Below are 26046 nucleotides of genomic sequence, written 5' to 3' on the forward strand. Positions count from 1 at the left end.
TCCCCGAACCCGGTCGCCGATCCTCCTAGGATCAGCAGGCCCGGGACGGACCCACCAGAAAGGACCATCGCGCATGGCGACTCCAGCAGAACCGATCAGACTCGCTCTCGTCGACGACCACCGGATGCTGCTCAGCGCCCTGACCGAGTGGATCCGGAACGCAGCCGATGACATCGCGATGGTCACCGCGGTCACCACCTGGCCGGAGCTGCTCACCAGTCCGGCCTTCCCCGTCGACGTCGTGCTGCTCGACCTGGACCTGAAGGACTCCATCCCGGTGTCCCTGAAGATCTCGACGCTGAAGACCGCCGGCGTGAAGACGGTCGTGATGAGCACGTACTCCGAGCCGAACGTGGTTCGTGAGGCCCTCGGTGCCGGAGCCCTCGGCTACCTCGTCAAGAGCGAGGACGCGGCGATGATCGTCGAGGCGATCCGTGCGGCGCAGCGCGGCGAGCAGTACGTCTCCGCCGAACTCGACCTGGCGATCAACAGTGGGGACGTCGGCGGCGTGCCGAAGCTCAGCGCCCAGGAGCGTCGTGTGATGGCGCTCTACGGCGGTGGCGAGCCCGTGAAGAGCGTGGCCTACCAGCTCGGCATCTCCGAGGAGACCGCGAAGAGCTACCTGAAGCGCATCCGCGAGAAGTACCGCGTCGCCGGGTTCGACGTCGGCACGAAGGTGGCGCTCCGGAAGCGGGCGATCACCGACGGCATCATCGTCCAGGACGGTTCCCCACACGGGTTGTAGGGGCCGGGTCGCCGGGCGAGCGGGCGGGCTCCACCGCGAGGTGCCGCAATTGAGGCATTTCACGCGTCGAGATGCCACGATGCGCGCACCGCGGCGGAGCGCACGCGGCGAGTCACGGCATGTGGCGATACGGCCAGGGTCGGTCAGCGCGCGCGGACACTGCTGTCCGTGAGACCCACCCGGCGCCGCGAGGTGCCGCGAGGTGCCGTCAGTGCGAGGACACGGACTCGCGGATCGGGCCGGTGCTGGCTCCCGCCGTCCGGACCGCCGCTGCGCGTCGGTTCGTTCGGTTCTCGACCGCGTAGCTGATCACCGCGACGAGGACACCGAGCAGCGCCAGACCGATGCCGAGCCAGCCCGGGGCGACGAAGCCGAAGCCGGCCGCGATGACCGCGCCGCCGAGCGCAGCGCCGAGCGAGTTGCCCAGGTTGAAGGCGGAGTGGTTGAGTGCTGCCGCGATGGTGCGGGCGTCACCGGCGACGTCCATCAGTCGGGACTGCACCGCCGGCGGGATCGCGGACGAGGTCGCACCGAGCAGGAACGCCCCGATGAACAGGCCGACGACCCACTGTGCGGTGAGGACCGTCACGAGCAGCGCGCCGATCAGGGCGAACAGCCCGACGAAGATGGTGGCCTTGACGCTGTGGTCCGCCAGGAATCCACCGAGCAAACCGCCGACGACCATGCCGAGCCCGACGACGACCAGCACGAGCGGCACCGAGGACTCCGACAACCCGGTCACGTTCTGCACCAGCGGCGAGATGTACGAGTAGACGGCGAAGAAGCCGCCGAAGCCGACCGCTCCCAGGCTCATCACGATCCAGACCTGCGGCACCCGGAAGGCCCGGAGCTCCCGCCCGATGGTCGCGTGCACGTCCCGACCGCTGCGCGGCACGAACACCGACACGGCGAGGAACGTCAGCGCGAACAGCGCGGCGACGACCCCGTAGGCGGTCCGCCAGCTGGCGACCTGACCGATCCAGGTGACCGCGGGGACACCGACGACGTTGGCGACCGACAGGCCGAGGAGCACGAGGGCGATGCCCTTGCCGCGCTTCCCCGGTCCCATGATGTCGCCGGCGACGATCGAGGCGATGCCGAAGTACGCACCGTGCGGGAGTCCGGCGACGAACCGGGCGACGAGGACCAGGCCGAACGAGGGCAGGACCGCGCTCGCGACCGTCGCGACGACGAACCCGACCAGCAGCACCATGAGCAGGCCCTTGCGCGGGAACCTGGCGGACATCGCCGCGATCGTCGGTGCACCGACCACGACCCCCAGGGCGTACGCGCTGACGATCCACCCGGCGTGGGCGACCCCGCCCTCGGGGTCGGCGGAGTACTGACCGGGCAGCAGCGCCTCGGCGATGTTCGGCAGCAGCCCCATCGCGACGAACTCGGTGGTCCCGATGGCGAAGCCACCCAGCGCGAGAGCGAGGATGGCGAGCGTACGACGTGCCGGCGTGAGCTGGGACATGGGACCTGTTCTCGTGCGCGAGCACGGTGGGTACGAGCACGTGGGATCGGGTGCCGGATCAGTGTAGACCGCTCCAACACGGCGGCGGAAGACGAGTGGCCGAATCGATTCGACCGACATGCCGACACTGTCGCCGACTGGACGATGGAACGCATTCGCGCCGACCGGGATTCCCGACCGGCGCGACGGTCCCGTCACGACGAACTGTCCGTGCTGGTGCTGGTGCTGGTGCTGGTGCTGGTGCCGAGCGTCACCGCGGCCGGAGATTGGCGAGCAGTCGGGCGAGTTCGTCCAGGTCGCGGGTGGGCCACTCCGCCAGGTTGGTGCGGAACTCGTCTCGCGCTCCGGTGCGGATCCGTTCCATCCGGGCGACGGCGTCATCGGTGGGGCTGATCACGACCGCGCGGCGGTCCGCCGGGTCCTGACCCCTCGACACCAGACCGAGCGACTCGAGTTGCCGGAGCTGCCTGCTGAGCACGCTCTTGTCGAAGCCCAACGACTCCGCCAGCTCCCCCGCGCCGACCGGCCCGCGGTCGACGAGCTCCTGCAGCGTCCGGAAGCCGGACGGTTGCAGTGCCGGGTCGACGTCCGTCGCCTGCTGCCGGAGGCGCGTGCGGTACGCGCTGAACAGCGCCGCGAACTGGCGCTCCAGCACTCCGACGCGGGCCTCCAGGCCGTCCGGGACCCCGTCGTCACCTGCGGTGGGCGGAGTCCCGGACGACGTCATCTCACGAGTTTCGAGCACGTGTCCCGGCGGAACCCTGGGAACCACCGGCCTCGATGACCGGGTTCGATCCGGTGACGGTACCGATGCCGGCGAAGTCCTCCGCGGACCCGGCCAGCGGCCCCTGGTCCGTGGAGCGCTCGGCGACGGTCTTCGTGGTCAGCGGCACGTTCGGCATGAAGACGATCGCCAGGACGAGCAGGACCGCGATCGGCGCCGCGATCAGGAACACGTCGGCGACGCCCTGCCCGTACGCCGACTCGATGATCTGGCGGACGCCCGACGGCAGCTTGCTCACGGCCGGGATGCTGCCGGAGGACAGCTCCTTCGCCACGGCCGCGCCCTTGGCGCCGAGCGCCGCGATCGCCTTGCCGAGTTCGGCCTGCTTGTCGCCGAGCAGGTCGGTGACGCGGTTGCCGAGAACGGTCCCGAGCACCGACACCCCGAGCGCACCGCCGAGCGAGCGGAAGAACGCGACGCCGGCGGAGGCCGCACCGATGTTCCGCGGCTCCGTCGTGTTCTGCACCACGAGGACGAGGTTCTGCATCACGAGACCGACGCCGGAACCCATCACGAACATGTACACGGCCACGACGAGGTAGGGGGTGTCGTACTCGATCGTCCCCATGAGGGCGAGACCCACCACGAGCGCGATCGACCCGATCAGCATGATCGGCTTCCACTTGCCGGTCTTCGTCACGAGACTGCCGCCGACGGTGGAGGCGATGAGCAGTCCGCCGATCATCGGGATCGTCAGCAGGCCGGACTGCGTCGGAGTGGCCCCGCGAGCCAGCTGCATGTACTGCGCCAGGTAGACCGTGGCGCCGAACATCGCGATGCCCACGGCGATCGACCCGATCACGGACATCGAGAAGGTCCGGCTCCGGAACAGCGTCATCGGGAGGATCGGCTCCGTCGCGCGGAGCTCGATGAACACCGTCGCGACGAGCAGGACGACTGCGCCGATCACCATGACGGCCGACGTCGGCGACACCCAGTCGAAGTTCTTCCCCGCCAGGGTGATCCAGATCAGCAGGAGCGAGACACCACCGGCGATCGTCGCGATGCCCAGGTAGTCGATCGACACCTTGCGCTTCGGCATCGCGCGGAGCTTCAGGGTGAGCTGCAGCAGGATGATCGCCGCGACCGCGAACGGGACTCCGACGAAGAAGTTCCACCGCCACCCGAGGCTGTCGGTCAGCAAGCCACCGAAGAGCGGTCCGCCGACGGTGCCGACGGCCATGACCGCACCGAAGTACCCGCCGTAGCGACCGCGCTCGCGGGGACTGATGATGTCGGCCAGGATGATCTGGCTCAGCGCGGTCAGGCCACCGGCACCGAGACCCTGCAGGACGCGGAACGTGATGAGCGTCCCGGGGTTCTGCGAGAAGCCGGCCAGGGCCGACCCGAGGACGAAGACCACCAGCGACAGCTGGATGAGCAGCTTCCGGTTGAAGAGGTCGGCGAGCTTGCCCCACACCGGGGTCGACACGGTCGTCGCCAGGAGTGTCGAGGTGACGACCCACGTGTAGGCACTCTCACCGCCGCCGAGGTCGCCGATGATCCGCGGCAGCGACGTGCTGACGACGGTCGAGGCGAGGATCGCGACGAACATGCCGAGCAGCAGACCGGACAGCGCTTCGAGCACCTGCCGTTGCGTCATCGCTGGTGCGTCGGATGAGGGCCCGTGGGCGGCCTCGGGTTCGGCTTGTGACATCTGGACTCCTCAGAACTCTCCGGCATGCCACGCTGCACCCGTTACTTGACCAGCGTCAATCATTGCACATGATTGACCGAAGTCAACGAACCGAGCGGCCGACATGAAGCGACCCCGGCGGTGGGTCACCGTCGGGGTCGGGGTCCGCTGAGGATCAGCGCTCGGCGTCGAGATCACTCACGGTTCAGGCTGCTCGCTGCTCCGATGCGCGGGTGGCGATGCGCGCCTCCGGCAGTTCGTCGCGGTGCACCCAACCGGTGCCGCACTCGGTGCAGCTCGCCCAAGCGTGCTGTTCGTCATCGGAGACGTCGATCACGACCGAGGGGAGGTCGCAGTCCGGGCACCAACCGTCGTGCATCATGAGCGGGCTCCTTCCGTCGCGGGTGCCGGCGCTCGTGCGCCGGCCGATGCATCCAGCACACACCCGACCGCTGACATCGCTGGAACGTGGGCGGCGTGTCGCGCTGAGACCGCGCCGTCCGAGGGCACTCAGTGCTCGGGACCGTCCGAGGCCGAGGCGAGCGCCGCCTCGAGCCGCTCGAGCTTCCCGTCGATCTCCCCCGTGTGCCCGGGCCGGATGTCTGCCTTGAGCACGAGCGAGACCCGCGTCCCGAACGGCGCGACGGCGTCGGTGGCGGCCTTGACCACGGCGAACACCTCGTCCCACTCCCCCTCGAGCTCGGTGAACATCGACGAGGTGCGGTTCGGCAAGCCGGACTCACGGACGACCCGCACGGCTGCGGCGACGGCGTCGTGGACGGAGCCGTCCTCGGCTGCGGCGGGCCCACCGGACGGGGCGATGGAGAAGGCGACGATCATGCCCCCATCCTGCCCCGCCACACGTCAACGCGCGACGGGGTCCGCTTGCGTCGCGTCGGCGGCCCGACGGGAGGCGCGTGGCTCGATCCCCTGCCGCCACAGCCGGACGAGCACGACGACCGCCCAGACCAGCACGGCGACCTCGAGGGCGTTCCGCACCGACAGGACGACGAGGATCCACGGCTGCACGGCGAGCACCTGGTCGTAGTAGCCCGGGTAGACGAGCTGCGTGAGGAAGGCCATCGGCAGCATCGCGGCGGCGACCGGCAGGAACCGCCAGGCACTCCCCCGTCCGGCGGCGAGCCCCCAGACCACCGGAACCGCGAACCACCCGATGTACTGCGGCGACCCGACCTTGTTCGTCGCGATGAGCGCCGCGACGAACAGCAGCGCCAGCACCGGGGCGACTTGGGTGCGGCGGGCCCCGGTCCGGACGGCGAGCAGCGCGAGCACGACGCCGACGACCACGACGGCCGCCATCAGCGGGGTGGAGAGTGCCGCGGCGACCGTCGTGCCGGCACCGGAGACCTCGAAGGTCAGGATCTCCCGGTCGTAGAAGACCGCAGCGCCGGGCACGTGGGCGGCGGCGGCCCAGAGGAACGGGGTGGCGAGCGGCGCCTCGATCTGCAGCCCACGACCGGTCTGTTCGCCGATGAACGAGAGCAGGTGCGTCGCACCGCCGAACAGCACGTCGACCAGGACGACGAGCCCGGTGACGGTGAACGCACCGGCGACGACCTCGACGCGACGCCCGCGGCGGAGGACGAACAGCACCCCGACCAGGGCGGCCGGCCACACCTTGATCCAAGCCGCGACGGTGAACACCGCGGAGGCGATCCCGGGTCGTGCGGCGACGAATGCCACGCCGACCAGTGCGACCGCGGTGGCGACGGTGTCGATCCGTCCGAGGCCGATCGGACCGAGGGCCAGCAGGAACACCAGCCACCACCAGACCACCCGGACGCCGAACGCCCGGAAGCGCCAGAGGACCGCGGCCGCGACCGCGTTCAACAGCACCATGAGCAGCAGCCATCCGGTGCCGATCGACGCGGTGCCGCCGAGGGCCGCGGCCGCCATCGGCACGATCGCCAGGATCGGGTACACCCACGCCGAGTCGATGCCGACCCAGAAGTGCGACGCCTGCCCCGACTCGATCCACCGTCGGTAGGTGATGGTGACGTCACCGATCGGCTGGTTCGGCACGACGAGCGTCAGGTACCAGAGGACCAGGTGCACCGTGACGAACGCCACCCCGAAGACGACGATCTCGGGCCACGGGTTCCTGCGCACCGGACGAGCGTACCGACCGGGCACAGATCCTCAGCCGATCCCGAGAGTGACGTGTCACCGTCCTCGGGTGACCTCCGCTCCGAACCGCCCGTCCCCCCGCCCCCGGCGCCGCCTCGTGGTCGTGCTCGTCGTGCTCGTCGTCGTCGCCGTGGTCGCGGTGGTCGCCGTCGCGATCGGCACCCGCGCGTACACCTCCGGTGAGAACGCCAAGGCGTCAGCGACACCGACGGTCGCCGCCAGCCGTGCTCCTTCCACGCTCGACGCGCAGGACCTGTCCGGCACCTGGACGGTCGGCGACGGGTCCGAGGCCGGCTACCGCGTCCACGAGGTCCTCAACGGATCGGACGTCACCGTCACCGGCCGCACGTCCGAGGTCACCGGGACAGCGACCGTCGACGGCACCACGATCAGCGCGGCGACGATCACCGTGCAGGTCGGCACCATCGCGACCGACTCGGCCCAGCGCGACTCGTACTTCCGCGACTCGGCCCTCGACACGCAGGCGTTCCCGACGGCGACGTTCACCCTGACCGAGCCGGTGTCCGACGCCGTCCCGACCGGCGGCGGCACGACCGAGGTCCGCGCGACCGGCACCCTCGAGTTGCACGGCGTCACCAAGCCGGTGACGGCGACGCTGCAGGTCGGACTCAGCGGCGACGGCGTCGACGTCTCGGGCACGGTCCCGATCACGTTCTCCGACTACTCGGTGCAGGCGCCGAACCTGGGCTTCGTGAAGGTCGACGACGCGGGGGCGGTCGAGTTCCTCGTGCACGCCTCGCCGTCGTCCTGACCGGTGACCGGGCGGGTCTCGGCGCGACCGGCTGACAGTCGGGAGGCACGGCACCGGCCCGCCGGCGCGCCTCCCGTCCGACGGGCCGTCCCGCGGCCCCGTCAGTCGACCTGCGCGTCGCCCGTGACCGCGAGGTCGCGCACCACCCCGGGCAGCTGCTCGACGAGCGCCGTCATCGGGAACGGCCCACCACGCGAGGCCCGACGGGCAGCGACCCCGTGCACGACCGCTGCCGCCGCCGCCAGGTACGCGAGCTCCTCCGGTCCGACCTCGGACGTGCCGGCGCGGGCGGCGACGAGCGCGCCGAGCACCCCGCCGAGCACGTCCCCGGCCCCCGCTGCCGCAAGCCAGGGGGTCGCCGACGACGCGACCAGCCGGACCCCGCCGTCGGGCGTGACGACGTGCGTGTCGGCGCCCTTGAGGAGCACGACGCTCCCGGTCCGTTCGGCGGCACGGAGTGCTGAGCCGCGCGGGTCGCCCTCGACCTCGTCCCGGGACACGCCGAGGAGCGACGCGAGTTCCCCGGCGTGCGGGGTGAGCACCGCGAGCGGGCCGAGGTCGACGAGCGGGATCGCCCCCGCGTCGACGACGACCGGCACGCCGTCGTCCGAGGCGTGCGTGAAACCGGCTCGGGTCGTCTCGTCGAGCTCGTCGAGGGAACCGGCGGCGGTGCCCGACCCGAGGAGCCACGCCTGGACGCGACCGACGCCGGCGACGATCTCGGGCCGACGGGCGAGCACGAAGTCGGTGGCCCGCTCCGGGCCGACGTAGCGGACCATGCCGAGGCCGGTGTGCACGGCCGCGTCGACCCCCATCACGGCCGCACCCGGGTACTGCGCGGACCCGGTGGCGACGCCGAGGACCCCGCGTCGGTACTTCGAGGTGTCGCCGGAGGGAACGGTGATCCAGGGGGCGGCGTCGACGGGTCGGACGGAGACGAAGTCGTTCATCGTGCCCACGGTACGGTGACGGGCATGAGCCTGTCCCTGCCTGGTCGTGTCGTCGTCTTCGACTACGGCGAGGTGATCAGCCGGACCCCGCACGCCGCCCGTGCCGCACTGCTCGACGCGACCGGGCTCGACGCCGACACGCTGTTCCCGGTGTACCAGGAGCTCCGACACGACCTGGACCGCGGCGACCTGACGGTGCTGGAGTACTGGGGCGCGATCGCCGAGCGCACCGGCCGGACCTGGTCGGTGACCGAGGTGCACCGGCTGTGGGCGCTCGACTTCACCGGCTGGTTCGAGGTCGACCCCGAGGTCCTGGCCCTCGTCGAGGAGCTCCACGACGGCGGCACCCGGCTGGCGCTGCTCTCGAACGCGGGCTTCGACTTCGGCGACCCGTACCGACGCTCGCCGATGGGCTCGCTGTTCGAGGTAGTCGTGGTGAGCGCGGAGGAACACGTCCTGAAGCCGGACGCCTCGATCTACCGCGAGACCTGCACACGTCTGGGCATCGAGCCGAGTGCCATGGTCTTCGTCGACAACCGCGCGGAGAACGCCGCCGGCGCGGACGCCGTCGGCGCGGTGGGGGTGCACTTCACCTCGGCCGCCGGGTTGCGCCGGTCGCTCGAGGAGCTCGCGGCCAGCATCTGACGGGAGGCACGGCTCACCTCCTGACGCCTTCTCGCTTCCTCCGAGGAAGCGCCCGGTACCATCGAGGCATTGTGGACGACCCTCCTAGTTCTGACCATCACATGCCCGCCGCTCACACAGTGAGCTGCCCGACTCCGAGGTGTGCCTCGTGAGCCCCGTCGACATCGTCATGCTGATCGGCGGCATCCTGCTGACGCTCGGCACCGGCGTCTTCGTCGCCTCCGAGTTCGCGCTCGTGAACCTCGACCGCGCCGACGTCGAAGCCCGCCGAGACCGCGGTGAGACCGGTCTCAGCACCGTCATCGGTGCGCTCAAGGTCACCTCGACGCACCTGTCCAGCGCGCAGCTCGGCATCACGCTGACGACGCTGCTCACCGGCTACCTGCTCGAGCCGTCGATCGCCACGCTGCTCGAAGCGCCGTTCCTCGCGATGAACCTCGCCGAGGGCGTCGTCGAGACCGTGGGCTCGATCGTGGCGCTCGTCATCGCGACCCTGCTGTCGATGATCCTCGGCGAACTCGTGCCGAAGAACTTCGCGCTCGCCCTGCCGCTGCAGACCGCACGCCTGGTCGTGCCCCTGCAGGTCGGCTTCACGACCGTGTGCAAGCCCGCCGTCGCCCTGCTCAACGGCACCGCGAACGCCGTCCTCCGCGCGATCGGCATCGAACCGCAGGAGGAGCTCTCCGGCGCCCGCAGTGCCGAGGAGCTCACGTCACTGCTCCGCCGGTCCGCGTCCGAGGGCTCGCTCGAACAGGACACCGCAACGCTGCTCGAGCGCACGCTGTCCTTCTCCGAGCTCAACGCCAGCGACGTGATGACGCCGCGTCCGCGCCTGTCGACGATCCGCGTGTCCGACAGCGCCGAGGCGGTCATCGCCCTGGCGCGCAAGACCGGTTTCAGCCGCTTCCCCGTCATCGAGGAGGACGCGGACGACGTCGTCGGGCTCGTGCACGTCAAGCAGGCCGTCTCGGTCCCGCGTGAGAAGCGCGCCGAGGTGCCGGTCGGCGCCCTGATGACCGACGCCGAACGAGTGCCGGAGACCATGCCCGGCGACACCCTGCTCACCGAGGTCCGAGGTCGCGGCTACCAGATGGTCATCGTCGTCGACGAGTACGGCGGGACCGCCGGCGTCGTCACGCTCGAGGACCTGGTCGAGGAGATCGTCGGCGAGGTGTCCGACGAGCACGACCGGGCGCGCATCGACGTCGTCCGGAGCCGCGGCTGGCTGACCTTCCCGGGGCTGCTGCGCCCCGACGAGCTGGAGGACCGCGCGAGCGTCACCGTCCCCGAGGACGGCCCCTACGAGACCGTCGGCGGGTTCCTCATGCAGGAGCTCGGACGCCTGCCCGTCGTGGGTGACGAGGTCGCCATCGACTCCGGCGTCTTCCGCATCGAGCGGTTGGACGGCCGGCGCATCGACCGGATCCGGTACACGCCGAACCCGGTCGGCGAGGACACCCTGGGCAGCAGCGCCGGCAACGGCAACGGCAAGCGCACCACCACGACGGACCAGGAGGCCACCCGATGAGTTCCGACTGGTGGGGCATCTTCTGGCTGTTCGTGCTGCTCGGCGGCAACGCGTTCTTCGTCGCAGCCGAGTTCGCCGTGATCTCGGCCCGCCGCTCGCAGATCGAGCCGCGTGCGGAGCAGGGGTCGCGAGCCGCACAGATGACACTGTGGGCGATGGAGCACGCCACCCGGATGCTCGCGACCACACAGCTCGGCATCACGGTCTGCTCGCTGCTGATCCTCAACGTCTCCGAGCCGGCGATCCACCACCTGCTCGAGGTCCCGCTGCACCTGACGGGCTGGAGCGGCGAGGTCATCGGCGTCATCGCGTTCGTCTTCACGCTGCTGCTCGTGTCGTTCCTGCACGTGGTCTTCGGCGAGATGGTCCCGAAGAACATCTCGTTCTCGATGCCGGACCGGGCGGCGCTGCTGCTCGTCCCGACGCTCTGGTACATCGGCCACGGCCTGCACTGGGTCGTCGTCGGGCTCAACGAGGTCGCGAACGCGGTGCTGCGCCTGTTCAAGGTGGAGCCCAAGGACGAGGCCGTCAGCGCGTACACGGTGGAAGAGGTGCAGACCATCGTCGAGCAGTCCCGACGCGAGGGCACCCTCGCCGACGACTCCGGCACACTTCGGATGGCGTTCGAGTTCACCGAGAAGAAGGTCAAGGACGTCGCCGTGCCGATGTCCGGGCTCGTCACCCTCCACGAGGACGCGACGCCCGCCGACGTCGAACGGGCCGTCGCCCAGCGCGGCTTCTCGCGGTACGTCCTGGTCGACGACGCGGGCGACCCGACCGGGTACGTGCACGTCAAGGACGTCATCGACCTGCGGCCGGACGAGTTCGACGACCCGGTGCCGCCGAAGCGCATCCGCCAGCTCATCTCGCTCTACACGGAGATGGACCTGGAGGACGCGCTCGCGACGATGCGCGGGGCTGGACGCCACGTGGCGCGGGCCTTCGACGCGGACGGCCGGACGACGGGCGTGCTGTTCCTCGAGGACATCCTCGAGGAACTCATCGGCACCGTCGAGGACGCGACCCGGCGTCGCTGACCCGACGTCGTGATTCCACTCGTGGCAGCGTCAGTCGTGTCCCGGTCATCGGCGCTGGACTGTCGCTTCCGCGGTGAGGACGGCCGAGCCCGCCGCTGACGCGACGCCCTCACGGACGGGAGGCCCGGTACCAGCTGGTACCGGGCCTCCCGTCCGTCGGTGCTCCCCTACCAGCTGACGGGCAGGGGCTTGCCCTCCTCGTAACCGGCGGCGGACTGGATGCCGACCAGGGCACGGTCGGCGAACTCGGGCAGGCTCGTCGCGCCGGCGTAGGTGGCGGAGCTGCGGAGGCCCGTCGTGATCATGTCCAGCAGGTCCTCGACGCTCGGCCGCTCGGGATCGAGGTAGATCGTCGAGGACGAGATGCCCTCCGCGAAGAGCGCCTTGCGCGCCCGCTCGTACGGGTCGAGGCGCTCGAAGCGCTCCCGCACCGCCTTGGCGGACGCCATCCCCCAGCTCTCCTTGTACGCGCGTCCGGCGTCGTCGCGGCGGAGCACGCCGGGTGCCTCGAGTGTGCCGGCGAACCACGAGCCGATCATCACGGCCGACGCACCCGCGGCCAGGGCCAGCGCGACGTCGCGGGGGTAGCGGACGCCACCGTCGGCCCAGACGTGCGCGCCGAGCGAACGCGCGGCGGCGGCGGTCTCGAGGACGGCGGAGAACTGCGGACGACCGACCGCCGTCATCATGCGCGTGGTGCACATCGCCCCGGGACCGACCCCGACCTTGATGATGGACGCACCCGCGGCGACGAGGTGGGCCACGGCGTCGGCGGTGACGACGTTGCCGGCGACGAGCGGGATGCCGAGGTCGAGCGCGGACACCGCGCGCAGCGCGCGGATCATGCCCTCCTGGTGACCGTGCGCGGTGTCCAGGACCAGGACGTCGACACCGGCGTCCGCCAGCGCTGCGGCCTTCGCGCCGACGTCGCCGGTGATGCCGACGGCCGCGGCGACACGCAGTCGGCCGGAGGCGTCGACCGCGGGCCGGTAGATGTCGGAGCGGATGGCGCTCGTCGGGCTGACGGTGCCGACGACCTTGCCGTGCCGCATCACCGGCGCGAAGTCGACGCCGGCCGCGGTGAGCACGTCGTACACGTGGCGGGAGGACCCAGCGTCCTCGGCGTCGATCGCGGTCGTCGCGCCGTGCAGCAGGTCGCCGAGGACCGCGTCGGCACCGGCGGTGGCGAGACGGGTGGCGGGCACGCATCCCAGGTACTCCCCCGCCTCGTCGCGGACCACGACACCACGGCCCGCGACGGGCAGCAGCTGCTCGAGCGCCTCGGCGACGGTGGTGTCGGCGCCCAGGTCGAGCGCGGAGTCGAACGCGACCGGCTGCGCCTTCACCCAGCGGATCGCCGCGTCGAGGTCCTGCAGGTGCATGTCCTGCGGCAGCACGCCGAGGCCGCCCCGCCGAGCGAGGGTCGCGGCCAGCCGCGGACCGGTCACGGAGTTCATGTTCGCGCTGACGATCGGGATCGTCGCGCCGGTGCCGTCGTTCGTGGCCAGGTCCACGTCGAAGCGGCTCGTCACGCTCGACCGGCTGGGGACGAGGAAGACGTCGGAGTAGGTCAGGTCGTGGGTCGGCCGCGTCTCGTAGAACCTCATGACGGCCACTGTACGGCGGCCTGCGGAGGGCCGCCGGGGAGCGCCACGCGGACCGGGTCTGGAGGCTCGACTCACCCGCCGTCTCCCACCTCACGGCCACGGATGAGCGGCTAGGGTTGACGGCGTGCGGGACAGGGTTGCCCTGCACGACACACACGAGCATCAATCGACGGAGAGTGGGCGATCGGCTGTGTCGAGCCATCTGACCGGAACTGACGAGACCGCGGGCGAATTCGGCGCGAACGAGTGGCTGGTGGACGAGCTCTACGAGCAGTTCGTCGCCGACAAGAGCAGCGTCGACGAGTCCTGGTGGCCGGTCCTCGAGAGCTACCACCGCACCCAGCTCAGCAGCACCGCCTCCACCACCTCGACCGACTCGACCGCCGCGACCGACTCGACCGCCGAAGCCCCCGCGCAGGCCGCTGCCGCCGCGGACGCCCCCGCCGAGCAGCCCGCCGCCGTCGCCGGGCCGTCCAGCACACAGCAGCCCGCGACCGGTGAGGCGAAGACCCCGCTCCAGGCCCGGACCACCTCGCGCCAGCCGACGCCGCCCCCCATCCCGGCCGAGGCGAACGACTCCGCCGACGAGCACGAGGAGACCCACGAGGACGTCGCCACCCCGCTGCGCGGCATGGCGAAGACCCTGGCGTCGAACATGGACGCCTCGCTGACCGTCCCGACCGCGACCAGCGTCCGGACGATCCCGGCGAAGCTGATGATCGACAACCGGATCGTCATCAACAACCACCTGCGCCGGGCCCGCGGCGGCAAGATCTCCTTCACGCACCTGATCGGCTGGGCCATGGTCCAGACGCTCAAGGAGTTCCCGAGCCAGAACGTCTCCTACGAGGAGCGCGAGGGCAAGCCGTTCCTCGTCACCCCCGCGCACGTCAACCTCGGCATCGCGATCGACGTCCCGAAGAAGGACGGCACGCGCTCCCTGCTCGTCCCGAGCATCAAGCGGGCCGAGACCCTGACGTTCGGGCAGTTCCTCTCCGTCTACGAGGACGTCGTCAAGCGCGCCCGGGACAACAAGCTCACCCCGTCGGACTTCCAGGGCACGACGATCTCCCTGACGAACCCCGGCGGCATCGGCACCGAGCACTCCGTCCCGCGCCTGACCAAGGGCCAGGGCTGCATCGTCGGCGCCGGAGCGCTCGAGTACCCGGCGCAGTTCCAGGGCTCGGCACCGAAGACGCTGGTCGAGCTCGGCGTCGGCAAGACCATCACGCTGACCAGCACGTACGACCACCGCGTCATCCAGGGCGCCGGCTCCGGCGAGTTCCTCAAGAAGGTGCACGAGCGGCTGATCGGTCAGCACGGCTTCTACGACGACATCTTCGCCGCGCTCCGGATCCCGTACAAGCCGATCCAGTGGGCGAACGACATCAACGTCGACCTGGCGCACCGGGTGAACAAGACCGCACGCGTGCAGGAGCTCATCAACAGCTACCGCGTCCGCGGGCACCTGATGGCCGACATCGACCCGCTCGAGTACCGGCAACGCACGCACCCCGACCTCGAGATCGAGAGCCACGGGCTGACCTTCTGGGACCTCGACCGGGAGTTCGTCACGGGCGGGCTCGCCGGCACGACGACCGCCCCCCTGCGCGACGTCCTCGGGATCCTCCGCGACGCCTACTGCCGCACCGTCGGCATCGAGTACATGCACATCCAGGACCCGGAGCAGCGCCGCTGGGTGCAGGAGCGCATCGAGGTGCCCTACTCGAAGCCGTCGAAGGACGAGCAGTTGCGTGTCCTCGGCAAGCTCAACGAGGCCGAGGCGTTCGAGACCTTCCTGCAGACCAAGTACGTCGGCCAGAAGCGCTTCTCGCTCGAGGGCGGCGAGTCGACCATCGCCTTCCTCGACACCCTGATCCAGAACGCCGCCGGCGCCGGCCTCGACGAGGTCGCGATCGGGATGGCGCACCGCGGCCGCCTCAACGTCCTGACGAACATCGCCGGCAAGACGTACGGCCAGATCTTCCGTGAGTTCGAGGGCACCCAGCTGCCCGGCACCGTCTCCGGGCAGGGCTCGGGTGACGTCAAGTACCACGTGGGCACCGAGGGCGTGTTCCGCGCGTCCGACGGCACGGCCATCCCGGTGACGATCGCGGCGAACCCGTCCCACCTGGAGGCCGTCGACGGCGTGCTCGAGGGCATCGTCCGGGCCAAGCAGGACCGGAAGCCGGCGGGGACGTTCGGCACGCTGCCGGTGCTCGTGCACGGCGACGCGGCCATGGCCGGACAGGGCGTGGTCGTCGAGACGCTGCAGATGTCGCAGCTGCGCGGCTACCGCACCGGCGGCACCGTGCACCTGGTCATCAACAACCAGGTCGGCTTCACCACCCCGCCCGAGTCCGCCCGCACGTCCGTCTACTCGACGGACGTGGCGAAGACCATCCAGGCACCGGTCTTCCACGTGAACGGCGACGACCCGGAGGCCGTGTCCCGCGTCGCCGACCTGGCGTTCGCGTACCGCGAGGAGTTCCACCGCGACGTGGTGATCGACCTGGTCTGCTACCGCCGCCGCGGCCACAACGAGGGCGACGACCCCTCGATGACGCAGCCGCTGATGTACAACCTCATCGAGGCGAAGCGCTCCGTCCGCACGCTGTACACCGAGGCCCTCGTCGGCCGCGGCGACATCACGCAGCAGGAGTACGACGACGCGCACCGCGACTTCCAGGACCGCCTCGAGCGTGCGTTCGCCGAGACGCACGAGGCACAGACCGGAACCATGCCGATGGTCTCGGTCGACGACTCCGGTGCCGTGAACGGTCTCGAGCGTCCGACCTCCCAGCGTGACGACTCCGAACTCGAGGTGCGCGAGACGGCGATCTCGCAGGAGCTCGTCGAACTCATCGGTGACGCGCACGGCAACCCGCCGTCGGGCTTCTCGATCCACCCGAAGCTGCAGCAGCTGCTCACGAAGCGCCGCGAGATGACGCGTGCCGGCGGCGTCGACTGGGCGATGGCCGAACTCATGGCGATCGGTTCGGTCCTGGTCGAGGGCAAGCCCGTGCGGTTCGCCGGACAGGACGCCCGCCGTGGCACGTTCGTGCAGCGTCAGGCGGTCTTCCACGACCGCACGAACGGTCAGGAGTGGCTGCCGCTCGCCAACCTGACCGAGGACCAGGCACGCTTCTTCATCTACGACTCGCTCCTCAGCGAGTACGCGGCGATGGCGTTCGAGTACGGGTACTCGGTCGAGCGCCCAGAGGCCCTGGTGCTGTGGGAGGCGCAGTTCGGCGACTTCGCGAACGGTGCCCAGACCGTGATCGACGAGTTCATCTCCTCGGCGGAGCAGAAGTGGGGCCAGCGCTCCGGCCTGGTGCTGCTGCTCCCCCACGGCTACGAGGGTCAGGGACCGGACCACTCCTCCGGCCGCATCGAGCGCTACCTGCAGCTCTGCGCGCAGGACAACATGGTGGTGGCTCGCCCGTCGACCCCGGCGTCGTACTTCCACCTGCTCCGCCGACAGGCGTGGGCGAAGCCGCAGAAGCCGCTCGTGGTGTTCTCCCCGAAGGCGATGCTCCGCCTGCGCCAGGCGACGAGCGCCGTCGCCGACTTCACGTCCGGCTCGTTCCAGGAGGTGCTGGACGACGACCGCCTGCAGTCGCACGGCATCGACCGTCGTTCGGTGCGCCGCGTCGTCCTGCACTCGGGCAAGATCCACCACGACCTGCGGACCGAGGCCGAGAAGCGCGGCACGACCGACGTCGCACTCGTCCGGCTCGAGCAGCTCGCCCCGCTGCCGCTCGACCGGATCCTCGAGGTGCTCGCGAGCTACCCGGAGGCCGAGGTCGTCTTCGCGCAGGAGGAGCCTGAGAACCAGGGCGCCTGGCCGTTCGTGTGCATGAACCTCTCGCCGCACCTCGACGGTCGGCCGCTGTCCGTCTCGTCCCGTTCCGCGAGCGCGGCCCCGGCCACCGGTTCGTCGAAGCGCAGTGCGCAGGAGGCCGCCGACGTCATCGACCGCGCGCTGCGGTAGCCCTTCGCACACCCGCACGTACAACGCGCCCCGTTCCGACGGGGCGCGTTGTTCGTTGTCGGGGCGGGTCGGAGCGCAGGACAGGCGGATGCTACGGGGATCCCGTTTCGGGCGGGTGTCCAGATCGTGCACGATAACGCGCACGCTTTTGCTCTTGTCTGCGCGATTCCGTGCAGCAACACTGACTGGTGCACCGCCGCTTCCACCGGAAGCGTCCCATCTCTCCCAGTGACGTGAACGAGCAAGGACGACGACAGATGACATCGATGACCCGAGTGCCTCCCACTCGCGACCGGATGACGGGGTACGTGTACATCGCGATCGCCGTCAGCACCCTGGGCGGACTCCTCTTCGGCTACGACATCGGTGTCTCCGGTGGCGCGGGCGGCTTCGTCGCAGGCGACTTCCACCTCGGCAGCTTCCTCGAAGGCGCGGTCGTCAGCGGATCGACACTCGGTGGGGCCATCGGCGCGCTGGCCGGCGGCCCGCTCGCCGACCGGTTCGGACGCCGGTGGACGCTCCTGCTCTCCGGGGTCCTCTTCAGCCTGGGGGCGTTGGTCTCAGCGGTCGCTCCGGACCTGTCGGTCCTGATGGCCGGGCGGATCGTCGTCGGTGTGGGTGTCGGCGCGGCCTCGGTCCTGGTGCCCGTGTACATCGCCGAGCTCGCACCGGCCCGTCTCCGCGGAGCGCTCGTGGCAGGCTTCCAGCTGCTCACCACCCTCGGGATCCTGGTCGGCTACGGCATCAACGCTGCCCTGGCATCGACGGAGGCATGGCGATGGTCGCTCGGTCTGGCCTCGGTGCCCGGCGTCCTGCTCGCGTTCGGCGTCCTGCTCATCCCGGAGTCTCCGCGGTGGCTCATCGTCCAGGGGCGCCGGGAAGCGGCACTGCAGGTCCTCCGACGCATCCGTGGACGCGATGACGTGTCACACGAGGTGGCGGAGATCGAGGCGGTCGACAACGAGGACGAGTCGGCCCAGCGCGGCCGCTGGCGTGACCTGTTCCGCGGGTGGGTCCGCCCGATGGTCGTCATCGGCATCCTGGTGGCCTTCTTCGCGAACGGCTGCGGGATCAACCTCATCGTCTACTTCGCCCCGCAGATCCTGCAGTCCATCGGGATGGGCGCGTCGGCGTCACTCCTCGCCACCGTGGGTCTCGGCGTGGTCAACGTCGTCTTCACAGGCGTCGGGATGGCACTCGTGGACCGTGTCGGCCGCCGACCCATGCTGCTGATCGGATCGATCGGCATGACCGGGTCGCTCGGTGCCCTCGCCGTGCTGCTCGCCCTCCCCGCGAGCGGCAGCACCGCAGCACTCTCCCTCGTCTGCCTGGCGGTCTACATCGTCGTGTACGCCGTCAGCCCAGGCCTCGTCGCCTACGTGGTGATCTCCGAGATCTTCCCGCTGCACGTCCGTGCCAAGGCGACGGCAGCCGCCACGTTCGTGATCTTCGTCACGAACCTGCTCATCGGACTGTTCTCGCTGCCGCTGCTCGACTCCATCGGCGCACCGGCGACGATGTCGATCTTCGCCGTGATCTGCCTGGTGTTCGTCGGCTTCTGCTTCCGCATGCCGGAGACGAAGGGGCGGACGCTCGAAGAGCTCGAGGAGCACTTCCGCGCGGGTTCCGTCCGGACCGGCGCCGATGACGAGAGCCACGTCAGAGCATGACTACGATCGAAGCACCTGCACACCACTCCTGGGGGTCGCCGATGCCGCAGACGCCGGCCGAGCGCCGTCAGGCGATCCTCGACCGGGTGCGCGACAGCGGGTACGTCAGAGCGGTCGACCTGACGTCAGCGCTGCACGTGGACTCGTCGACGATCCGTCGCGACATGGAACGCCTGGAACGGGCTGGCCTCATCCGGCGGTTGCACGGCGGCGCGCTCCCCGCGGACCCGGCCGACACGATCGACACGCCCTACGAGGTACGGCGTTCGCAGCACCTCGCTGAGAAGACCGCGATCGGTGTGACCGCGGCGGGCCTCGTGCGTGACGGTCAGTCCGTCCTGATCGACAACGGCTCCACGGCTTTCCAGGTCGCTGCAGCGCTCGGCGACCACCGGGACCTGACGGTCGTCACGAACGACCTGATGGTCGCGATGTGCCTGCGGAGCCAGGGAGTCCACCAGGTGCACGTCACCGGCGGGCTGCTGCTCGACACGGTGTTCACCCTGGTCGGCCCCGTGGCGACACAAGCGGTCGAGGGCCTGCACGTGGACTGGGCGTTCCTGGGTGCCGAAGGCGTCGATCCCGACGCGGGCATCACGAACATCAACGTCGTCGAGCTCCCCCTGAAACGCGCGATGATCGCCGCCGCGCGGAACATCGCGGTCGTCGCGGACAGCTCGAAACTCGGCCGGCGCTCGCTCGCGACCGTGTGCGCACTCGACGACGTGGATGCCGTGATCACCGATGACGGCATCCCGGTCGAGGACCGCGCCGCGTACGGCGACGTGCTCCGCTGCGTCCCGGTCCCCCGCTGACGCAGCGACCTCGCGGCACACCGCACCACCTCACCCATCTCAGAGACAACGAGGGAACCACCATGTCCAACGGCCCCGCCGAGACCTCCTCCTACATCGACGACATCCTGGAGCAGCCCGCGGCGCTCCACCGGCAGGCGGACGCTCCGCTGCCCGAGGCACTCCGCGACGTCGACCTCCGCGACCACGACCGGATCATCCTGACCGGGATGGGGTCGTCCGACTACGCCGCCGTCCCGATCGAACGTGCGCTCGCTTCCGCCGGCCTGCCGGTCGTCCGGATCGACGCCGGTCAACTCCTGGACGTCCCCCAGCGCGTCACGAACCGGACGCTGGTGTGGGCGACGTCCCAGTCAGGGCGGAGCGGCGAGGTCGCCGCCCTCGCGGACGTGCTCACCGGGTCCAGCAAGCCAGCGCTGACCATCGCCACGACCGACGACACGTCGAGTCCGCTCGCCGCGATGGCCGACATCGTGCTCGAACTGCACAGCGGCCCGGAAGCCACCGTCAGCACGAAGAGCTACCTCAACACCCTCGCAGCACAGCACCGCGCCCTCGCACGCATGACCGGCGGATCGGTCGACGACGTCGACGCGGACGTCCGCAGGATCGCCGACGAGGTCTCGGCCCTGTTGACCGAGTGGCCGAACGCCGACACGTTCGCACAGCAGGCCTGGGAGGCACCCCGCGCTCGCTTCGCCTACATCGGCATCGGGGACGACGCGGCGACGGCACTCACCGGCGCCCTCATCACGAAGGAGTCGAGCAAGGTCCCGGTGGAGGGCTTCGTCGGCGGCGCCTTCCGCCACGGCCCGTACGAACTGGCCGGCCCGGGGCTGACCGCGGTGCTGTTCGGCCAGGGTGCGGAGGCAGACCCCTTCCTGCCCGGGCTCGCCGGAGACCTCGTCCGCTCCGGTGCCACCGTCCTGACCGTCGGGCCTCGGGCGTACCCCGGGACCGAGCTGCTCGCCACCCCGGACCGGGACAGCGCGCTCTCCCGACTCACCGTCGGGTCGGTCCGCACCCAGCTGCTCACCCTCGCATTCGCGAAGGCCACCGGTGAGGTCGCCGGGCGCTTCCGCTTCGGCCAGAAAGTGACGGCCGCCCTGTGAACGTCCCGCGCCCCTGCCGTGTCGGGGTCGACCTGGGCGGTACCGGATCCCGCGCCATCGGCGTGGTCGACCGCGAGATCGTCAAGGCGCTCGACGTCCCCACCGCAGAGCTCGGTGCCGGGACAGAGGCGGAACGCGTCGATCGACTGGCTCGACTCATCGAGGACGTGGTGCCCGCGGGCGCAGAACTCACCGCGGTCGGGATCGGGGCAAGCGGACCCGTCGACGTCGTCACTGGCGTGGTCCACAACGGAGCGACGTTGCCCTGGTTCTCCGGTTTCCCCCTCGTCGCACGGCTCGAAGCCCGTCTGCGCGTGCCCGTCGGCATCGACAACGACGCAGTCGCCGCGGCGTTCGGTGAACGCGGCGGCGGTGCCGGGGAGCAGTCCGACCGGCTCCTCATGGTGACGCTCGGCACCGGCGTCGGTGTCGCCATGCTCGTCGACGGGCGCCCGGTCCGCGGCGCGGACGGCGCTCACCCGGAGGGCGGCCACATCCCGATCAGCAGTGCCCCTGAGCGCTGCTACTGCGGCCTCACCGGTTGCTTCGAGCAGGCTGCCTCGCGCACCACGTTGCAGCGCCGCCTCAGCGAGGCGATGCGCGGCAAGCCCATCGAGCGAGGGTTGATCGGCGAAGCGATGACGCGAGCACAGGACGACGACCGGGTGCGTGCGGTGTTCCACGAGTACGCGGTTTCCGTCGGGCGCGGGCTCGCGGCGCTGCACACGCTCTGGCAACCGCGGGTCACGGTGCTCGGAGGCAGCGCAGCGGTCTGTCTGCCGCTCATCCGCGATGACGTCCTCACGGCACTCGACCGGTCCGAGGACTACCGGGTGGACGTCGACCTGCGCGCGGCCACTCTCGGCGACAACGCCGGTGCCATCGGCGCGGCGCTCGCGATCGCGCCCGGCTCGGCGTAGACCGGCGGCGGGCAACGCGCTCTCGCGGAAGGTGCGCGTCGTCTGCGTGCCGGCGCTACCCGATCTTCGTGTAGCGCACGCCGGCCTCGTGGTACCCGCGGCGCTGGTAGAAGCGGTGCGCGTTGTCGGTCGCAGCGGCACTGACGGCAGACAGCCGCCGCGCGCCCTGCTCGGCCGCCCACGTCTCGAACGTGCCGAGGAGTGCGGAACCGGTGCCGTGCCTCCTGAACGTGGGATCGACGACCAGCAGCAGTAGCTGCGCGGTCGGCTCGTCACCGGCGTAGGTCCACGTGACCTGCGCGCCAGCGACCGCGATCGGACGACCGTCGTCGCCACGGACCACCCAGGTTCGGTGGCCGGCCTCGGCGGTGAGCCGGTCGAGACGGGCCTGCATCGCGGCGGGCTCGACCCGGTGGCCGAGCAGGCGCAGCAGATCGGTCACCGCGGCGACGTCGGGTTCGGTCCAGGTGCTGATCGGCTCGGCGTCGGTCATGTCCGCACCCTACCCGTTCACGCCGCCGTCACCGCGGGTGTGACGACCCCGGCCGCGCTGGACCGGGCGTCAGTGGGCCGACTGCACCGCGCGGAGCCGGGCGAGGACCTCGTCGCGGAGTTGCTCCGGAGCGGTCTCGCGGCAGGCGCGCTTGACGGTCTCCATGAGCACCACGCCGACGCGGTGTTCCGTGAGGCAGTCCTCGCAGCCGTCCATGTGCTCGCGGATGTCCGCAGCGTCTTCGTGTCGCAGCTCGTCGTGGAGGAACTCCTCGAGTTCCGCCTTCGCCTTCGAGCAGTCACACCCGCTCATCGTGCGTCCTTCCGGGTCGTGCGGGTGCCGGCCGTCGTGGCCGCCCGCGTGCCTGCACCTCGGCCTCGTCCGCGCATCGTCGCCGTCGACGCTGCGTCCGGGACGACACCGGTCTCACGTGCGTGGTCGGCCAGCAGTCCGCGGAGCAGCCGGCGGCCACGGTGGAGGCGGCTCATGACCGTCCCCACGGGGGTCTTCATGATGTCGGCGATCTCCTGGTAGGAGAACCCTTCGACGTCGGCGAAGTAGACGGCCATCCGGAAGTCCTCCGGGATGGCCTGCAGCGCGTCCTTCACGGCGGAGGACGGCAGGTGGTCGATGGCGTCGGCCTCGGCGGAGCGCGCCGAGATCGACTGGGTCACGCTCTCCGCGCCGCCCAGCTGCCAGTCCTCGAGTTCGTCGATCGTGCCTTGGTACGGGTTCCGCTGGTTCTTGCGGTACGTGTTGATGAACGTGTTCGTCAGGATCCGGTAGAGCCACGCCTTGAGGTTCGTGCCCTGGCGGAACTGTCGGAAGGCGGCGAACGCCTTCACGAAGGTCTCCTGCACGAGGTCGGAGGCGTCGGCCGGGTTGCGCGTCATCCGCATCGCCGCACCGTAGAGCTGGTCCATGAACGGCAGCGCCTGGTCCTCGAACAGACGACGCAGCTCGTGCTCGGACACGGTCTTCGCGTCGACGGGCTCGGGCGCTGCATCGACGGTCCCTGCGTCCGAGCCGAGTCCGGCGAGGTCTTCGTCCTCGACGGCGTCGAGCTGCGCCTCGGTCTCGTCGACCAGGTCGTCCGGTGCGTGCTGCGGTTCGTCGGTCGTCATCGCCCGCCAGTCTAGGCGGACGGTGGTGTCCGGGCCATGTGGCTCGGCGAGCGTCGTGACGACCCGAGGCAGCAGTGCTGTGTCGGCCGTTCGTGACGGTGCGAGTGCGATCACCGTGCTCCTCCCGATGGGTTCAGTAGTCTTGTGAACCGATGGCAGCCACGACGCATTCCCACCCCTGGACCGCCCCGGTCGCGCGCGGCCCGCTGGCCGGCGACGTCGCTCTGCCCGGCTCGAAGTCGCTGACGAACCGGGAGCTCGTCCTCGCCGCCCTGGCCGACGGCCCGTCGACGATCCACCTGCCGCTGCACTCGCGGGACTCGTCGCTGATGACGACCGCGCTCCGGCAGCTCGGCGTCGGGATCGACGAGGTCCGCCCCGCGGCCGGCGACCCGGAGAACCCGTACGGTCCCGACCTGCGGGTCACGCCCGGACCGATGCACGGCGACGTCCGGGTGGACTGCGGTCTCGCGGGCACCGTGATGCGCTTCCTGCCGCCGCTCGCCGCCCTGGCCGAGGGACCGGTCACGATCGACGGCGACCCCTACGCCCGGAAGCGTCCGATGGCCGCGGTGGTCCAGGCCCTGGTCGACCTCGGGGTGCAGGTCACCGACGACGGCGGCGGCGCGATGCCCTTCACCTTCGTCGGCACCGGCGCGGTCCGGGGCGGCGCGCTCGACATCGACGCGTCGGCGTCGTCCCAGTTCGTCTCCGGGCTGCTGCTCTCCGCGCCGCGTTTCACCGAGGGACTGCACCTCCGGCACACCGGCGAGCGACTGCCGAGCCTGCCGCACATCGCCATGACGGTCGAGGTCCTCCGCGCCCGCGGCGTGCAGGTCGACGAGCCGTCGGTCGGGGAGTGGGTCGTGCACCCCGGGTCGATCGCAGCGCGTGACGTCACGATCGAACCGGACCTCTCGAACGCGGCCCCCTTCGCCGTCGCCGCCCTCGTCGCCGGAGGCACGGTCCGGATCCGGACCTGGCCGACCGAGACGACGCAGGTCGGTGCCGACCTCGAGACGCTCCTGCCGCTGTGGGGCGCGACCGTGACGCGGGACGGTGACGACCTGGTGTTCGACGGCGGCGTCGGGATCCGGGGTGGGGCCTCCGTACCGGGCGTCGATCTGGACCTGACCCGCGGCGGCGAACTGGCCCCCGCGCTGGTCGCGCTCGCGGCCCTGGCCGACGGACCGAGCGAGGTCTCGGGCATCGGCCACCTGCGGGGCCACGAGACGGACCGGCTGGCCGCGCTCGCGGCGGACGTCAACGGTCTCGGAGGCGCGGTGACGGAACGACCGGAGGGCCTGCGGATCGAGCCGGCACGGCTCCACGGCGGCGACTGGGCCGCGTACGAGGACCACCGCATGGCCACCGCCGGAGCCGTCGTCGGCCTGGTGACGGCGGACGTGGCCGTCGACGACATCGGCTCGACCGCGAAGACGCTGCCGCAGTTCCCCGAGCTGTGGGCCGACCTGCTGGCGACGAGCACCGCGCGGACGAGCGAAGGGGATCCGGCATGAGCTGGTGGGACGAGACCGACGGCGGCACCGACGAGGACGAGCCGTACGGCCAGTACGACGAGTCCAGCGTCCGTGTCCGCCCGAACCCGAAGGGCAACCGGCCGCGCACCAAGACCCGACCCTCGTACGACGACGCCCCGACCGGCTGGGTGACGAACGTCGACCGCGGTCGGTTCGGCGTCCTGGTGACCGGCGAGGACGGCGAGCACGTCGTCACCGCGACGAAGGCACGCGAGCTGGGTCGGAAGTCCGTCGTGACCGGTGACCACGTCTCGCTCGCGGGCGACGTCTCGGGTGACGAGGGCTCCCTGGCCCGCATCGTCCGGGTGGCCGAGCGCACCTCGCTGCTCCGACGCAGCGCCGACGACTCGGACGAGGTCGAGCGCGTCATCGTCGCGAACGCCGACCAGATGCTCATCGTCGTCGCCGCGGCCGACCCGGAGCCCCGGACCCGGCTCATCGACCGGTACCTGGTGGCGGCGTTCGACGCGGGGCTCGACCCGATCCTCTGCATCACGAAGACCGATCTCGCCGACCCGACGTCGTTCCTGGCGCACTTCGCCTGCCTCGACCTGCGCATCGTGACGAGCCGCGCGGACGACGTGCCGTTCGAGGCGTTGCACGAGCTGCTCGACGGCAAGGTCACCGTCACCGTCGGGCACTCCGGCGTCGGCAAGTCGACGCTCGTGAACGCCCTGACCGGGTCGACGCGGGCGATCGGCGTCGTGAACTCCGTCACCGGTCGTGGGCGGCACACGTCGTCGTCCTCGATCGCGCTGCGGGTGCGGGACGGCGGCTGGATCATCGACACCCCGGGCGTCCGGTCGTTCGGCCTGGGGCACGTGCAGCCGGAGAACGTGTTCCGCGCGTTCGCCTCGCATGCGGTGACCGTGCAGGACGCCCCCGACGGCATCCCGCTCGACCAGGCGCACGACTGGGAGATCGTCGACCGGGTACAGAGCGGCGAACTCGGGACGACCGGCGTCGAGCGCCTCGACTCGTTCCGGGCCCTGCTGACGGGCATGGGCGCCGAGGACCCGGGCACGGCGTAGAGCCCGCGCCGCCCCCC

The 26046-nt window shown here is 70.8% G+C and carries 23 protein-coding genes; 12 read left to right on the plus strand and 11 right to left on the minus strand.

Translation table 11 applies throughout. The features are described from left to right. The first annotated feature begins 73 nt into the window (after nt 1–73). Nucleotides 74–745 (plus strand): response regulator transcription factor, encoded by a 672-nt coding sequence (locus DEJ25_RS03825; RefSeq protein ID WP_110902095.1) that lies wholly within the window; start codon nt 74–76, stop codon nt 743–745. Nucleotides 746–953: 208 nt separating this feature from the next. On the opposite strand, the gene DEJ25_RS03830 is transcribed toward DEJ25_RS03825, so the two are convergent. From DEJ25_RS03830 to DEJ25_RS03850, 6 genes are all read right to left on the minus strand, one after another. Beyond that, nucleotides 954–2222, minus strand: a complete 1269-nt coding sequence (locus tag DEJ25_RS03830; protein WP_111043829.1) for an MFS transporter — start codon at nt 2220–2222, stop codon at nt 954–956. A gap of 250 nt (nt 2223–2472) precedes the next feature. Beyond that, entirely contained in the window at nt 2473–2949 is a 477-nt protein-coding gene (locus DEJ25_RS03835; protein WP_111043830.1) for a MarR family winged helix-turn-helix transcriptional regulator, read from the minus strand. A gap of 1 nt (nt 2950) precedes the next feature. After that, on the minus strand, nt 2951–4663 hold the full coding sequence (locus DEJ25_RS03840; protein ID WP_375334536.1) for an MDR family MFS transporter: 1713 nt from the start codon (nt 4661–4663) through the stop codon (nt 2951–2953). Between the two features lie 184 nt (nt 4664–4847). Further along, entirely contained in the window at nt 4848–5024 is a 177-nt protein-coding gene (locus tag DEJ25_RS16570) for a hypothetical protein (protein WP_181427337.1), read from the minus strand. A 128-nt stretch (nt 5025–5152) separates the two neighbouring features. Beyond that, complete coding sequence (locus DEJ25_RS03845; RefSeq protein ID WP_111043832.1) at nt 5153–5482, minus strand: thiamine-binding protein; 330 nt, start codon at nt 5480–5482, stop codon at nt 5153–5155. A 24-nt stretch (nt 5483–5506) separates the two neighbouring features. Continuing rightward, complete coding sequence (locus DEJ25_RS03850; protein ID WP_258366408.1) at nt 5507–6772, minus strand: glycosyltransferase family 87 protein; 1266 nt, start codon at nt 6770–6772, stop codon at nt 5507–5509. Between the two features lie 67 nt (nt 6773–6839). On the opposite strand from DEJ25_RS03850, the gene DEJ25_RS03855 reads away from it, so the two are divergent. Beyond that, nucleotides 6840–7562, plus strand: coding sequence for a YceI family protein (locus tag DEJ25_RS03855; RefSeq protein ID WP_258366409.1), 723 nt, complete (start codon nt 6840–6842; stop codon nt 7560–7562). Between the two features lie 101 nt (nt 7563–7663). Here the strand turns inward: DEJ25_RS03855 and DEJ25_RS03860 are convergent, their stop codons facing one another. Beyond that, complete coding sequence (locus DEJ25_RS03860; RefSeq protein WP_111043903.1) at nt 7664–8512, minus strand: ADP/ATP-dependent (S)-NAD(P)H-hydrate dehydratase; 849 nt, start codon at nt 8510–8512, stop codon at nt 7664–7666. 24 nt (nt 8513–8536) lie between these two features. Between DEJ25_RS03860 and DEJ25_RS03865 the strand changes: the two genes are divergently transcribed. The 3 genes from DEJ25_RS03865 (at nt 8537) to DEJ25_RS03875 (ending at nt 11722) form a co-directional block, all read left to right on the plus strand. After that, nucleotides 8537–9157 (plus strand): HAD family phosphatase, encoded by a 621-nt coding sequence (locus tag DEJ25_RS03865; RefSeq protein ID WP_111043835.1) that lies wholly within the window; start codon nt 8537–8539, stop codon nt 9155–9157. 169 nt (nt 9158–9326) lie between these two features. Then, nucleotides 9327–10685 carry a hemolysin family protein gene (locus tag DEJ25_RS03870; RefSeq protein ID WP_258366416.1) on the plus strand — a complete coding sequence of 453 codons (1359 nt, stop codon included), beginning with the start codon at nt 9327–9329 and terminating at the stop codon, nt 10683–10685. Then, nucleotides 10682–11722 carry a hemolysin family protein gene (locus DEJ25_RS03875; RefSeq protein WP_110902087.1) on the plus strand — a complete coding sequence of 347 codons (1041 nt, stop codon included), beginning with the start codon at nt 10682–10684 and terminating at the stop codon, nt 11720–11722. The genes DEJ25_RS03870 and DEJ25_RS03875 overlap by 4 nt, the downstream gene beginning before the upstream one ends. Nucleotides 11723–11889: 167 nt before the next feature. Here the strand turns inward: DEJ25_RS03875 and DEJ25_RS03880 are convergent, their stop codons facing one another. Next, entirely contained in the window at nt 11890–13329 is a 1440-nt protein-coding gene (locus DEJ25_RS03880; RefSeq protein WP_111043904.1) for a GuaB1 family IMP dehydrogenase-related protein, read from the minus strand. Nucleotides 13330–13519: 190 nt separating this feature from the next. Here DEJ25_RS03880 and DEJ25_RS03885 point away from each other — a divergent pair, with 190 nt between their 5' ends. From DEJ25_RS03885 to DEJ25_RS03905, 5 genes are all read left to right on the plus strand, one after another. Next, nucleotides 13520–17323, plus strand: a complete 3804-nt coding sequence (locus DEJ25_RS03885; RefSeq protein ID WP_181427338.1) for a multifunctional oxoglutarate decarboxylase/oxoglutarate dehydrogenase thiamine pyrophosphate-binding subunit/dihydrolipoyllysine-residue succinyltransferase subunit — start codon at nt 13520–13522, stop codon at nt 17321–17323. 257 nt (nt 17324–17580) lie between these two features. Then, nucleotides 17581–18993, plus strand: coding sequence for a sugar porter family MFS transporter (locus tag DEJ25_RS03890; RefSeq protein WP_220033162.1), 1413 nt, complete (start codon nt 17581–17583; stop codon nt 18991–18993). Further along, nucleotides 18990–19808 carry a DeoR/GlpR family DNA-binding transcription regulator gene (locus tag DEJ25_RS03895; protein ID WP_220033163.1) on the plus strand — a complete coding sequence of 273 codons (819 nt, stop codon included), beginning with the start codon at nt 18990–18992 and terminating at the stop codon, nt 19806–19808. Before DEJ25_RS03890 ends, DEJ25_RS03895 begins: the two co-directional genes overlap by 4 nt. A gap of 62 nt (nt 19809–19870) precedes the next feature. Next, nucleotides 19871–20920 (plus strand): SIS domain-containing protein, encoded by a 1050-nt coding sequence (locus DEJ25_RS03900; protein ID WP_110902083.1) that lies wholly within the window; start codon nt 19871–19873, stop codon nt 20918–20920. Next, nucleotides 20917–21840 carry an ROK family protein gene (locus DEJ25_RS03905; protein ID WP_110902082.1) on the plus strand — a complete coding sequence of 308 codons (924 nt, stop codon included), beginning with the start codon at nt 20917–20919 and terminating at the stop codon, nt 21838–21840. The genes DEJ25_RS03900 and DEJ25_RS03905 overlap by 4 nt, the downstream gene beginning before the upstream one ends. Nucleotides 21841–21895: 55 nt before the next feature. On the opposite strand, the gene DEJ25_RS03910 is transcribed toward DEJ25_RS03905, so the two are convergent. The 3 genes from DEJ25_RS03910 to DEJ25_RS03920 form a co-directional block, all read right to left on the minus strand. Beyond that, entirely contained in the window at nt 21896–22333 is a 438-nt protein-coding gene (locus DEJ25_RS03910) for a GNAT family N-acetyltransferase (RefSeq protein ID WP_110902081.1), read from the minus strand. Between the two features lie 69 nt (nt 22334–22402). Then, nucleotides 22403–22645 (minus strand): zf-HC2 domain-containing protein, encoded by a 243-nt coding sequence (locus tag DEJ25_RS03915; RefSeq protein WP_110902080.1) that lies wholly within the window; start codon nt 22643–22645, stop codon nt 22403–22405. Continuing rightward, nucleotides 22642–23457, minus strand: a complete 816-nt coding sequence (locus tag DEJ25_RS03920; RefSeq protein ID WP_111043836.1) for a sigma-70 family RNA polymerase sigma factor — start codon at nt 23455–23457, stop codon at nt 22642–22644. The genes DEJ25_RS03915 and DEJ25_RS03920 overlap by 4 nt, the downstream gene beginning before the upstream one ends. Nucleotides 23458–23609: 152 nt before the next feature. On the opposite strand from DEJ25_RS03920, the gene aroA reads away from it, so the two are divergent. After that, a complete protein-coding gene (gene aroA / locus DEJ25_RS03925) occupies nt 23610–24977 on the plus strand; it encodes a 3-phosphoshikimate 1-carboxyvinyltransferase (protein ID WP_111043837.1) in 1368 nt (455 codons plus the stop codon). Further along, entirely contained in the window at nt 24974–26029 is a 1056-nt protein-coding gene (gene rsgA / locus DEJ25_RS03930) for a ribosome small subunit-dependent GTPase A (protein ID WP_111043838.1), read from the plus strand. The genes aroA and rsgA overlap by 4 nt, the downstream gene beginning before the upstream one ends. Nucleotides 26030–26046 lie beyond the last annotated feature (17 nt).

The sequence above is a fragment of the Curtobacterium sp. MCPF17_011 genome (assembly GCF_003234145.1).
Lineage (GTDB): Bacteria > Actinomycetota > Actinomycetes > Actinomycetales > Microbacteriaceae > Curtobacterium.

What these genes read in the sequence shown, in the direction of transcription:
- DEJ25_RS03880 (WP_111043904.1), bottom strand. Translation starts at nt 13,329, where the DNA reads ATGAGGTTCTACGAGACGCGGCCGACCCACGACCTGACCTACTCCGAC.
- aroA (WP_111043837.1), top strand. Translation starts at nt 23,610, where the DNA reads ATGGCAGCCACGACGCATTCCCACCCCTGGACCGCCCCGGTCGCGCGC.
- DEJ25_RS16570 (WP_181427337.1), bottom strand. Translation starts at nt 5,024, where the DNA reads ATGATGCACGACGGTTGGTGCCCGGACTGCGACCTCCCCTCGGTCGTG.
- DEJ25_RS03915 (WP_110902080.1), bottom strand. Translation starts at nt 22,645, where the DNA reads ATGAGCGGGTGTGACTGCTCGAAGGCGAAGGCGGAACTCGAGGAGTTC.
- rsgA (WP_111043838.1), top strand. Translation starts at nt 24,974, where the DNA reads ATGAGCTGGTGGGACGAGACCGACGGCGGCACCGACGAGGACGAGCCG.
- DEJ25_RS03840 (WP_375334536.1), bottom strand. Translation starts at nt 4,663, where the DNA reads ATGTCACAAGCCGAACCCGAGGCCGCCCACGGGCCCTCATCCGACGCA.
- DEJ25_RS03920 (WP_111043836.1), bottom strand. Translation starts at nt 23,457, where the DNA reads ATGACGACCGACGAACCGCAGCACGCACCGGACGACCTGGTCGACGAG.
- DEJ25_RS03830 (WP_111043829.1), bottom strand. Translation starts at nt 2,222, where the DNA reads ATGTCCCAGCTCACGCCGGCACGTCGTACGCTCGCCATCCTCGCTCTC.
- DEJ25_RS03845 (WP_111043832.1), bottom strand. Translation starts at nt 5,482, where the DNA reads ATGATCGTCGCCTTCTCCATCGCCCCGTCCGGTGGGCCCGCCGCAGCC.
- DEJ25_RS03900 (WP_110902083.1), top strand. Translation starts at nt 19,871, where the DNA reads ATGTCCAACGGCCCCGCCGAGACCTCCTCCTACATCGACGACATCCTG.
- DEJ25_RS03860 (WP_111043903.1), bottom strand. Translation starts at nt 8,512, where the DNA reads ATGAACGACTTCGTCTCCGTCCGACCCGTCGACGCCGCCCCCTGGATC.
- DEJ25_RS03825 (WP_110902095.1), top strand. Translation starts at nt 74, where the DNA reads ATGGCGACTCCAGCAGAACCGATCAGACTCGCTCTCGTCGACGACCAC.
- DEJ25_RS03865 (WP_111043835.1), top strand. Translation starts at nt 8,537, where the DNA reads ATGAGCCTGTCCCTGCCTGGTCGTGTCGTCGTCTTCGACTACGGCGAG.
- DEJ25_RS03835 (WP_111043830.1), bottom strand. Translation starts at nt 2,949, where the DNA reads ATGACGTCGTCCGGGACTCCGCCCACCGCAGGTGACGACGGGGTCCCG.
- DEJ25_RS03875 (WP_110902087.1), top strand. Translation starts at nt 10,682, where the DNA reads ATGAGTTCCGACTGGTGGGGCATCTTCTGGCTGTTCGTGCTGCTCGGC.
- DEJ25_RS03895 (WP_220033163.1), top strand. Translation starts at nt 18,990, where the DNA reads ATGACTACGATCGAAGCACCTGCACACCACTCCTGGGGGTCGCCGATG.
- DEJ25_RS03890 (WP_220033162.1), top strand. Translation starts at nt 17,581, where the DNA reads ATGACATCGATGACCCGAGTGCCTCCCACTCGCGACCGGATGACGGGG.
- DEJ25_RS03910 (WP_110902081.1), bottom strand. Translation starts at nt 22,333, where the DNA reads ATGACCGACGCCGAGCCGATCAGCACCTGGACCGAACCCGACGTCGCC.
- DEJ25_RS03870 (WP_258366416.1), top strand. Translation starts at nt 9,327, where the DNA reads ATGCTGATCGGCGGCATCCTGCTGACGCTCGGCACCGGCGTCTTCGTC.